Below are 11149 nucleotides of genomic sequence, written 5' to 3'. Positions count from 1 at the left end.
ACAGAAGACTAACATAGAATTACCTAGAAAGAAAAAAAATATCAGAAAGAAAAAAGAAAATCTATTGGAATATTTACTTAACGGTAAATTTACAAAGGAACAAAGATTAGAAATAACAAAAGCAATAACAGAAGATGGACTTGCTGAAGATGAAGTTTGGCAAATAGCAAGACCAGAATATTCGGCTGAAGGAATGAAACAAGCTAGAGAATTATTAAGAAATGGAGGGTTAAGTAATGAGTGATATTAATGCAGATTTATCAGAAGTTATTCAAGTTTTAAGATTTTCAGGAGAAGCTTTAAAGGATGTTGCACTATTAATCAAAGGAGCAGGTGAATTAGCAGGGAAAACGATAAGTAAAAGTGCATTAAAAGCTCTTCAAATAAGGATGAAATTACATTTTTGGGATTTGTCACTTCCTGGAATTAACAGACCATATAATTCAGTATCAATTGGAACTATGGAAAAGATAACAGGTGGTAATTATAGAATTATAGATATTCCTAGTGAAGATGAAAAAGAACTTGAGGATTTTTTTAAAATTTTTAAGAAACATAGAGTTCCTTTTGCTGTGCTTCCAGATTTGAATCATGGAGATAATCATATACAAATTGCTGTTAATCCGCAAGATATAGATAAGATAAATGATATATGTGAAATTTATAAATTTAACAGTCTTCAAAAAATAAGCGAGATTACAGAAGAAGAATATTATGATAATGCATCAATTGAAGAAAAAGAGAAATTTGATAAAACATCGTCATTAATGGCTGAAAAAGTTGAACAGGAAACCTCTAAAAAAAAAGAAAAATCTGAAAATATAGATATTGAGAAGGATATTAATGATTTGAAAACAGCTTCTAAAATAGAAAAATATAAGATTTTATCTAATAATAATGATTATGAAAAAATATCATTAGATATGGAAAAATTGTATCAATCAGAAGGTAAAAATATTTTTTATTTCAAAGTTCCTGGTTCATATGATGAAGGAAGCTTTTTGATGATGGCCGTAAAAAATGAAGATATTTATATTTCTAAAGATAATAAGACAGCTACTACATTTTTACATAAAGATTCTACTTCAGCTGTGCAAAGAATAAGTAAGGGAAATACTAAAAAAACTGAAATAATATCTAATAAGGATTTATGTAATTATTTTAGCCCAGGGTGGAATAAATTTGATAAGGAAATTAGTAATAATTCTATTAAATCTAAAGATAAGATTAATAAAAATAATATCTCAAAAATAAAAAATAGGAAGTGATAATATGCAACGAAAAAATGTAAAAAGAAGAAATACTATTATTGTTTTTTCTATTTTTCTGGTAATGATAATTTATATTTGTTTTTGTGCTTCAGCTTTATTTATTACTAAAGGATTAAATTTTGATAATGCCATGGATTATTTAATGTATTACATAAAACATCCAAAAAAGGATTATTTTAATGATAAGACTATATTTTGTATATTAGGTGGCATTGTAGTTTGGTTTTTATTCTTTGTATATAAGTTGGCAGATAGTACTTATAATTTTATGCCTGGAGAAGAATATGGTTCTGCTAAATGGGGTAACGTTAAAGCTTTTAATAAAAAATTTGAAGACAGGGAAGATAAATCAAATAATAAGATTTTGTCTGAAAATATAAGGTTTAGATATGATGAATCTACATTACTTAATAATAATACTTTTATTGCAGGTGGTTCTGGAACTGGTAAGTCTGCGAGTATTTTAACTCCTAATTTATTAGTAAATCATAGTAGTATGATTTATACAGATCCAAAAGGTAGCTTGATAAAAAAATACGGTAATTATCTTGCTAGTCAAGAAAATACAAGAGTTTATTTTATTGATACGGTTAATATGTCGAAATCAATGCATTTTAATCCTTTTCCTTATATCAGAGATACTACAACTCTTGAAATGTTAATTACAAACATTTTAGATAATACAAAGCCTGAAACTGAAATGACAGGTGGAGATCCGTTTTGGGATAAGGCTGAACATCTATATATTAAGTCTATTTTCTCGTTTATATGGCAACATACTCCTTGTGATATTGATTGGACAAATTATGGTTCTAGAGAAGATGATGATCAGGTTCATTACGAAATGAATCTTGTAACATTTTTGGATTTTATTCATAGAGCAGATGTAATAACTGATCCGAGAACAGGAGATATGCAACCATCTATGTTAGAACGTTTATTTAAGGAACTTCCAGTAGATGATGATGCAAGATATTCTTATGAGGATATGAGTAAAGGAGCAGGTGATACATTAAGGTCAATTATTATTTCATGCAATTCTAGATTTTCAACATGGAGAAATAAAGAATTGCATGAATTATTAAAAGATAATGACATACCAATTGAAGAATTTGGCATTGGAAAAAATGGGGATGGTATTACAAAATCACATTTATTTATAACTATTCCAGATGATGATAAAACTTATAACTTTGTGCCGGGGATGATTTATACATTATTATTTCAAGAATTGTATTATCAAGCTAGATTTTATGATAATGATAGATTACCGTTAGATGTAGGCTTTTGGCTTGATGAATTTGCAAATATAAAAATGCCTTCTGGGTTTAAGGAAAAACTTGCAACAGTTAGAAGTAGAGGTATATATTGTGCGATATTCTTACAATCGTTAGCTCAAATGAAAGAACTTTTTAAAAATGATACATGGGAAGGGGTTGTAGGAAACTGTGATACATTCATTTATTTAGGTGGCAATGAACATGGTACATTTAAATATATATCCGAGCTATTAGGTAAATGGACAATTTATAAAAAATCTTCTTCAGAAAGTAAAGGCTCTCATGGAAGTAGCAGCAATTCAGTGGATGTAATAGCTCGTGATTTAATGGATCCAAATGAAATAAGATTATTACCAAATAATAAAGAAATCGTCTTTGTACGAGGTGAAAGAGCTTTAATGGATTTTAAATGGTATCCTTGGAACCATAAGATTAATTCGTATGCTATGTCGTATGGTTCATTTGAACCAGTAAAATATATGGAATTAATACGCAAACAAAGAGAAGAAGCAAACGATTATTATGAATTAATCTTTGATAATAAGAAAAAAATTGATTATTATTTAGCACAAAAAGAATCAGGTAAAGTGGTTGAAACAACAGTAAATATTCTAAGCTTTTTGAATTATGATTTTGACGAAGATAATGATAAAACAATTGAAGACGATATTAATGAATTGATTAAGTTATCTGATGAAGAAATTGAAAATATTATTTCAGAAGAAGAATTTATAGAAAATAAAAGAACAACTAGAGAAAAAAAGAACTTATTTAAAAATATGGATTTAATAGGTTTATATGCATCAGATATATTGGATGCAAGAAGAAAAGAAATACTAAAATCTTTATATAAACTAGATTATAGTCCAGAACAGATTAAAGATATTATTTCATTAGATAGAGATTTAGATGAAATAGAACAGTTATATGAAGCCTCAATAGTTTTAAAAGGCTAGATAAGGAGTTTATATGAACACGAATAAAGCAAGAGAAGAAATAATAGATATGTTTAAAAATGCCTTAAAAGAAGATAAGATACCATGGCGACAAGGCTGGATGATTGAACTTCCTGAAAATGCAGATACCAAAAAGGCTTATAAGGGATTAAATAGAATGATTTTAATGATGGTATCGCAAAATAGAAATTATAAAGATAATCGATTCTGCACATTTAAACAAGCTGAAAAGAATGGATGGAAAGTAAAAAAAGGCGAAAAAGGAATACCTATAGAGTTTTATTCTATTTATGATGTTCAAGAGAAAAAAATATTAACATCCGATGAAGTACATGAATTCAAGATGAAAGTCAATAGAGGTGAAATGACATCAGAAGAATATGATGAAAGAATAAAACCTATCATAAGAGTTAGTCATGTTTTCAATGCTGAACAGATTGATGGAATACCAGTTAAGGAATTAATGGAACATAAAGTATTTGATGAAAGTAATGTTATAGAAATAAGAGATGCAATTCTATCTGAAATGGAACCTTTGGGATTTAGAACTGGCGGTAATAGTGCTTTTTATAGTCCTGTAGGAGATTATATTCAATTACCTAACATGTATAGCTTTAGAACTGCAGAAGAATATTTATCTACTTTTTTACATGAAACATCCCATGCGACAGGTCATGAATCAAGATTGAATAGAAACATAAAAAATCTGTTTGGTAGTGAAGATTATGCAAGGGAAGAATTAAGAGCAGAAATATCTTCAGCATTCATATATCAGGATATTGGAATTGAACCAAATAAAGACATAGATGATAATCATAAAGCTTATATTCAAAGTTGGATTGAGGTTTTGGAAAAAGAACCAAATGAACTTATTAAAGCAATTAGAGAAAGTCAAGATATAGCTGATTATGTGGTTGAAAAATATAATAGAGGAATTGAATTAATAAAAGATAAGGGATTAAAAATAGAAGAAATGGATATTGAAAAGAAAATAGATGAATATAAAGAGTTAGCTAGAAATACAGAAAATGATTTAAAATTAGCATATAAAAAAATGGATGAATTGATTCCGAAAGAAAACTTTAAGGTTATTTCAAAAACTAGATAATTTTTTCTTTTTAAGGTGCTATAATACAGTAGATATTAAGTATTTACTGGGAGATGATAAAATGATTGCAGCAAGAGTAAAAAGACCATATAGACATTTGAGAAGAGAAGATAGAATTAAAATTGAAGCTCTATATAATAACGGACATTCTGGTAGAGAAATATCTAAGATATTAGGATTTAGCCAAAGTACAATATGCAGAGAATTAAAAAAAGGTATGTATGAACATACTAATTCAGATCTTACAACTACTAATAAGTATAGTTATAATAAAGCTCAGGAAATAACAGATATAAATGTCTCAAAGAGAGGTCCAAAATATTTAAAAATTGATAAACAAAGAGAGTATGCAGATTTTATTGAAAAAGACATAGTTGAAAATAATCATAGTCCTGAAGTAGCGATAGCTGAAGCAAAAAAGGCTGGATTTAAATTTCATATATGTGTTAGGACATTATACAACTATATAGATATGGATTTATTTGCTAGATTATCTCTAAGTAATTTACCTGTAAAAAGAAAAAGAAATAAGAGAGCTATTTCTGTTGCAAAATATAAAACATTAAAAAAAGAGGTCCCATTAATTACAGATAGACCAAAGGAAGTAGATGATAGGGAAACATTTGGACATTGGGAAATGGATACAGTAAAAGGACGAAAGGGTATAACAAAAGGATGTTTATTAGTTTTAACAGAGAGAAAAACTAGAAAAGAGATTATTAGATTTATGAAGAATCAAAAATCTGAATCTGTAGTAAAAGAATTAAATAACATAGAAAAATACTTTGGTAAAAAATTCTCGGAAATCTTTAAAACTATAACTGTAGATAATGGCTCTGAGTTTTCTGATTATGATGATATGATTAAATCATCAATACATGAGGGGAAAAGAATAGAGATATACTATTGTCATCCATATTCATCTTGGGAAAGAGGAACTAATGAAAATGGAAACAGATTTATAAGAAGAAGGATTCCTAAAGGTAAAGATTTTGATAATATAACAAAAGAGAAGGTTGAAGAGATTGAATATTGGATGAATCACTATCCTAGGAGAATGTTTAACTTCAAAACATCAGAGGAATTATACCAGGAAGAATTAAAAAACATAGCATCATAAAAATAATCAATTCATACGACGGTTTTTAACTACTTTAAAAATATATGCAAAAAACATTGCTATTTTCAGTTAAAATATTGTTTAAATATATATGTGTTCATAAATCAAATTATGTGGTATAGTAGAAAGTATAGAAGGTATAGTATTATTTAGTTTTGACTTATTGAATTATGGGTCCTATTTATGGGGGAGGATCACTATGGGTTATAATGAAGAAAACTATTTTATAGAGCATTTTTCTGAGGCTCTTGAAAAAGGGTATATACAAGCTTTTTATCAACCGATTTATCGTTCGGTTACAAAGAAGATTATGTGTGCTGAAGCATTGGCAAGATGGATTGAACCGGATAATGGTATGGCTTCACCAGCATTGTTTATACCAGCATTAGAAAAAAATAATTTGATATTTGATCTTGATATGGAAGTGTTACGTCAGACCTGTGAATTATATCAAGAATTAAAGAGTCGCGGAACATTAATTAATACTTTTTCAGTAAATCTTTCTAGACAGGATTTTAAACATAAGGATTTTTATGAAAAGGTAGTTAATACTCTTGAAAGGTATGACGTTCCACATAATGCTATTAATCTTGAAATTACAGAAAGTTTGATGATGGATGAAACAAAGGTTTTTAGTGAAACATTAGATGAGTTTATGAAAGCAGGTTTCTCTATTTGGATGGATGACTTTGGAAGTGGTTATTCTTCATTGAATGTTCTTAAGGATTATAATTTTGATGTTATGAAATTTGATATGCTTTTTCTTGAGAATTTTTCAATGAAGGGAAGACGATTGTTAGCATCACTTATCAATATGGCTAAAACTTTGGGTATTCATACTCTTTCAGAAGGTGTGGAAACTAAGGAACAGCAGGAATTTTTGTCATCGGTTGGATGCGAAGCCCTTCAAGGTTATTATTATTCAAAACCTATATCCAAATCAAGTTTGATTGAGTTGATTGATGAGGATATTTCAAATGTAGAATCTTTTGAGGATAGACAGTATTGGAGCAAGATAGGACAATTGAATTTTGTAAGTACGCGTCCACTTGAAGAATTGACAGAAATGGAATTAGATGATGATGATACTAGAATACATAAATTAGAAGGTGGAATTCCATTAGCTTTAGCTGAAATAACAAAAAAGAGTATGAAATTTGCATACGTTAGTAATGCGTATTTAAAGAGTTTAAAAAGATTAGGCTATAATAATATAGAAGAGGTTGAACAGGAATATACTGATCGTAGAAGTGATCAATATTTGATTATGAAAAAAATGATAGATGATGCAATAAATAAAGGAGATATACAGAAACTAGAGCGCGGCTATAAGGATACCTTTTTTAGGGTGAGTGTTAAGTGTATTGCTAAAACAACTGACAGGGCTATGATTGCTTTGTACTTACCTACTTTTGATTCGGAGAACGAAATACAGAATGCCAAAAGGATATTAAAATATAGTAATTCTCTTTTTGAAACTTATGAGGTGGTCGTATTATTTTATCCAGAAAGCGATATAGCACATAGGATACATGTATCAAGTGAGTTGCCTGAGTATGATCGAGAAGCTTCGTTGGAAAAGAGTGTTTATAAATTTTGTGAAGCACAAGTAGCTTCGGTAGATCAGGAAAGATATTTAAAATTTTTAAATCTTGATAATGTATTCCAACGAGTCGATGAAAGCCCAAAGGGTTTTGTTCAAGGATTTTTTAGAATAATACTTAATGGAGATAAGCCGGTGTGGCATTCGGTGAGGTTGACAAATATATCATCAGAAGGGGAGCGTGTATATCTACTGACAATTCAAGAGATTCAAGGAAAAGAAGTGGAATGTTTCGAATTGATAAGTAGGGAGCATCCAGAATTGCTTGAATGATATTTTGCGAATTATAAAATTTTAGATAATAACTTATATAATAAAAAGCAATGAGTATATTACTCATTGCTTTTTATTTTGAACCATATTTTTTTATGTGTTTTTTTATAGCGTTAAATGTTTTATCGCTTATGTAATGTTCTATTCTACATGCATCTTCGGAAGCAGTTTTTTCATCAACACCAAGATTTATAAGTACTTGTGTCAATACAGTATGGCGTTCATAAATATGTTTCCCAAGAAGTTTGCCTTCTTTGGTTAATTTTAAAAATCCTGAATCATCTGTTTCAACAAGACCTTCTTTTTTTAATACCCCGATAGCTCGACTTACTGATGGCTTGGAATAACCTAAATACTCGCCAACATCAATGCTTCTAACAGTAGAGGATGTTTGTGATAATACATATATTGCTTCAACATACATTTCCCCAGATTCTTGTAATGCCATTAGTACTTCTCCTTTGTTAATTAATTACTGATAGCATATCATAAAAAGGCTTTTTTTTCAAATTTTCTTGACAAGTTAGCATCGTCTAACTATAATATATGTGGTTAGCAAAAACTAACTATATTTAATGGTGGTTAGTGCGTATTTGCTAACATAATTTAAATCACGAGGTTAGCTTAAACTAACTGGATATAAAGGAGGAAAAATGATGCCTTTAATTTATGCAGATAGAAACAAAACTCAGATTATAAAAAAAATAGGAGGAAGCCCTGAAGTTAAGAAACATTTAGAAAATTTGGGTTTTAACGTTGGTGGTGAAGTGAGCATAGTAAGTTCACTTGGTGATAATTTAATTGTAAAGATAAAAGAGAGCAGAGTTGCTATAAGTGAGGAATTGGCTAAGAAAATAATGATTTGATATAAAGGAGGAATCTGAAGTGAAGACACTTAAAGATGTAAAAATAGGCGGGACTGCAAAAGTTAAAAAACTCCATGGTGAGGGCGCAGTTAAACGTCGAATCATGGATATGGGAATCACAAAAAATGCAGAAATTTATGTGAGAAAGGTTGCCCCTTTAGGTGATCCGATTGAAGTGACTGTTAGAAATTATGAATTATCTCTTAGAAAAAAAGATGCAGAGATGATAGAAGTAGAATAGTAGAAAGGAATTTGAAAGATGAGTTTGAAAATTGCGTTAGCTGGTAATCCGAACAGTGGTAAGACAACTCTTTTCAATGCGTTAACTGGATCAAATCAGTTTGTCGGTAACTGGCCAGGTGTTACAGTTGAAAAGAAGGAAGGAAAATTAAAGAAACATAGTGAAGTTACAATTGTTGACCTTCCAGGTATTTATTCTTTATCACCATATACTCTTGAAGAGGTAGTTGCTAGAAATTATTTAATTGGTGAGAGACCTGATGCAATCTTAAATATTATAGATGGTACAAACTTAGAGAGAAACCTTTATCTTACAACTCAGTTAACAGAACTTGGTATTCCTGTTGTAGTTGCTGTTAATATGATGGATATTGTAAAAAAACAAGGTGATCAGATTAATATTAATGAATTGTCAAAACAACTTGGATGTAAGGTTGTTGAAATTTCAGCTCTTAAGGGTGATGGAGTTTTAAAAGCAGCAGAAGAAGCAATGTATGCGGCCAAAAATGCTAAGACAATTCCACTTCATACATTCTCAGGACCTGTTGAGCATGCAATCGCTCATATTGAGGAGGCTGTTGTTCATAATATGCCAGAAGAACAGCAAAGATGGTATGCTATTAAAATCTTTGAGAGAGATGATAAAGTTTTAAGTAAAATGAATATCTCAAGTGATTTAAAGAATCATATCGAGAATGATATTAAATCCGCTGAAAAAGAACTTGATGATGATGCCGAAAGTATTATTACAAATGAACGTTATGTTTATATAGCAGAAGTAATAAAAGCTTGTTACAAGAAGAAAAATGCAGGTTCATTAACAACTTCAGATAAAATTGATAAGATAGTAACAAATAGATTTTTAGGTTTACCTATATTTGCTCTTATAATGTATTTGGTATATTGGGTTGCAATGGTTGGCGTTGGTGCTCCAGCAACAGATTGGGCAAATGATGGCTTGTTCGGTGATGGATTCCACTTGTTAGGAATGGATGGTGGATATGCAGAAGACAGTGAAAAGTATGCTGATGCAGCGGCTATTGTAGATGGTTATGATGTATATGTTGAAGAAAATGGTGAACCAACAGATAAATTTACATATGAAGTAGAAGATGAAGAAACACTTGAAATCACAGAAGAGGAAGCAAGTGTAGAGGATTATAAAGAAGCATTAAAAACAATTGAAGAAATGGGTGATGAACCAGATCCAGCTGATTATGGTACATGGGTTCCGGGCGTTCCTGTAGTTGTTGAAAAAGCACTTGATAAAGCAAATGCTGCAGAATGGCTTAAGGGATTAATCTTAGATGGTATTGTTGCCGGTGTAGGTGCGGTACTTGGATTTGTTCCACAGATGCTCGTTTTATTCTTTATGTTAGCGTTCTTAGAGGCTTGCGGATATATGGCAAGAATTGCATTTGTTCTTGACCGTGTGTTTAGAAAGTTTGGCCTTTCAGGTAAATCATTTATTCCAATGCTTGTAGGTGTTGGTTGTGGTGTTCCTGGTGTTATGGCTAGTAGAACAATTGAAAATGAACGTGATAGACGTATGACTATTATGACTACAACATTTATTCCATGTGGAGCTAAGGTTCCATTTATAGCTATGATTGCTGGTGCTATTTTTGGTGGTGATGCTTGGGTATCAACATCAGCATACTTTATTGGTATGGGTGCAATTGTTATTTCAGGTATTATTCTTAAAAAGACAAGAATGTTTTCTGGAGATCCTGCACCATTTGTTATGGAACTTCCAGCATATCATTTACCAACTCTTCCAAACGTACTTCGTTCAATGTGGGAACGTGGTTGGTCATTCATCAAGAAGGCTGGTACAATTATCCTTCTTTCAACTATAATTGTATGGTTTACATCTAGATTTGGATTTAAGGATGATTCGTTTAAAATGTTAGCAGAAGAAGAACTAGAATATTCAATTCTTGCTAAAATTGGTAATGCTATTGCTTGGATTTTCACTCCTCTTGGATGGGGCAATTGGCAGGCAGCAGTTGCATCATTTACAGGTTTAGTTGCTAAGGAAAACATTGTTGGTACAATGGGTATTTTATATGGTGGCGGTGATCAGACTACATGGCAGGCATTAGCTGCTAAATTTACAGAAATTACTGGTTTCTCATTCTTAGTATTTAACTTACTTTGCGCACCATGTTTCGCTGCAATCGGTGCGATTAAGCGTGAAATGAATAATGTAAAATGGACTATTTTTGCAATTGCTTACCAGTGTGGTTTTGCATATGTGATAGCATTTATGATTAATCAGTTTGGTGGACTTGCTACAGGCAAGGCAAATGCTGTTGGTTTAGTATTTGCATTTGCTGCTTTACTAGTAATTCTATATATGTTATTCTTTAAGAAATATAAAGAAGCAGATAAATTAACAGTGTTAGGTGATGCTACTTAAGATATAAGGA

At 30.5% G+C, this 11149-nt stretch carries 10 protein-coding genes; 9 read left to right on the top strand and 1 reads right to left on the bottom strand.

Annotated features, from left to right (window positions below; all coding sequences use genetic code 11):
• The 6 genes from B5D16_RS12470 to B5D16_RS08265 all read left to right on the top strand — a co-directional run.
• A partial coding sequence (locus B5D16_RS12470; RefSeq protein ID WP_200803966.1) for a hypothetical protein occupies window positions 1-244 on the top strand: 244 nt, incomplete at its 5' end.
• Entirely contained in the window at window positions 237-1268 is a 1032-nt protein-coding gene (locus B5D16_RS08285; RefSeq protein ID WP_078766515.1) for a DUF3801 domain-containing protein, read from the top strand. The genes B5D16_RS12470 and B5D16_RS08285, both read left to right, overlap by 8 nt.
• Before the next feature lie 4 nt (window positions 1269-1272).
• The gene (locus B5D16_RS08280) at window positions 1273-3507 is read left to right on the top strand and encodes a VirD4-like conjugal transfer protein, CD1115 family (RefSeq protein ID WP_078766514.1); all 2235 of its coding nucleotides are present in this window, start codon (window positions 1273-1275) and stop codon (window positions 3505-3507) included.
• Between the two features lie 13 nt (window positions 3508-3520).
• Window positions 3521-4615, top strand: coding sequence for an ArdC family protein (locus tag B5D16_RS08275; protein WP_078766513.1), 1095 nt, complete (start codon window positions 3521-3523; stop codon window positions 4613-4615).
• 61 nt (window positions 4616-4676) lie between these two features.
• A complete protein-coding gene (locus B5D16_RS08270) occupies window positions 4677-5735 on the top strand; it encodes an IS30 family transposase (protein ID WP_078766512.1) in 1059 nt (352 codons plus the stop codon).
• A 199-nt stretch (window positions 5736-5934) separates the two neighbouring features.
• Complete coding sequence (locus B5D16_RS08265; RefSeq protein ID WP_078766511.1) at window positions 5935-7611, top strand: EAL domain-containing protein; 1677 nt, start codon at window positions 5935-5937, stop codon at window positions 7609-7611.
• Between the two features lie 73 nt (window positions 7612-7684).
• Here B5D16_RS08265 and B5D16_RS08260 read toward each other — a convergent pair whose 3' ends face one another.
• Window positions 7685-8059 (bottom strand): metal-dependent transcriptional regulator, encoded by a 375-nt coding sequence (locus B5D16_RS08260; protein WP_078766510.1) that lies wholly within the window; start codon window positions 8057-8059, stop codon window positions 7685-7687.
• A gap of 205 nt (window positions 8060-8264) precedes the next feature.
• On the opposite strand from B5D16_RS08260, the gene B5D16_RS08255 reads away from it, so the two are divergent.
• From B5D16_RS08255 to feoB, 3 genes are read left to right on the top strand one after another with little or no spacing between them, the layout of a single operon-like run.
• Window positions 8265-8477, top strand: a complete 213-nt coding sequence (locus B5D16_RS08255; protein WP_078766509.1) for a FeoA family protein — start codon at window positions 8265-8267, stop codon at window positions 8475-8477.
• Between the two features lie 19 nt (window positions 8478-8496).
• Complete coding sequence (locus tag B5D16_RS08250) at window positions 8497-8718, top strand: FeoA family protein (protein WP_078766508.1); 222 nt, start codon at window positions 8497-8499, stop codon at window positions 8716-8718.
• A gap of 18 nt (window positions 8719-8736) precedes the next feature.
• On the top strand, window positions 8737-11139 hold the full coding sequence (feoB, locus tag B5D16_RS08245; RefSeq protein WP_078766507.1) for a ferrous iron transport protein B: 2403 nt from the start codon (window positions 8737-8739) through the stop codon (window positions 11137-11139).
• Window positions 11140-11149: the final 10 nt, after the last annotated feature.

The sequence above is a fragment of the Eubacterium uniforme genome, assembly GCF_900167115.1.
Lineage (GTDB): Bacteria > Bacillota > Clostridia > Lachnospirales > Lachnospiraceae > Eubacterium_S > Eubacterium_S uniforme.
Note: the sequence above shows the minus strand (reverse complement) of the source record. Positions and strands in the feature narration are given on the sequence as shown.

Coding starts and splice junctions, on each gene's coding strand:
- B5D16_RS08280 (WP_078766514.1), top strand. CDS start 1,273: ATGCAACGAAAAAATGTAAAAAGAAGAAATACTATTATTGTTTTTTCT.
- B5D16_RS08260 (WP_078766510.1), bottom strand. CDS start 8,059: ATGGCATTACAAGAATCTGGGGAAATGTATGTTGAAGCAATATATGTA.
- B5D16_RS08275 (WP_078766513.1), top strand. CDS start 3,521: ATGAACACGAATAAAGCAAGAGAAGAAATAATAGATATGTTTAAAAAT.
- B5D16_RS08255 (WP_078766509.1), top strand. CDS start 8,265: ATGATGCCTTTAATTTATGCAGATAGAAACAAAACTCAGATTATAAAA.
- B5D16_RS08265 (WP_078766511.1), top strand. CDS start 5,935: ATGGGTTATAATGAAGAAAACTATTTTATAGAGCATTTTTCTGAGGCT.
- feoB (WP_078766507.1), top strand. CDS start 8,737: ATGAGTTTGAAAATTGCGTTAGCTGGTAATCCGAACAGTGGTAAGACA.
- B5D16_RS08285 (WP_078766515.1), top strand. CDS start 237: ATGAGTGATATTAATGCAGATTTATCAGAAGTTATTCAAGTTTTAAGA.
- B5D16_RS08270 (WP_078766512.1), top strand. CDS start 4,677: ATGATTGCAGCAAGAGTAAAAAGACCATATAGACATTTGAGAAGAGAA.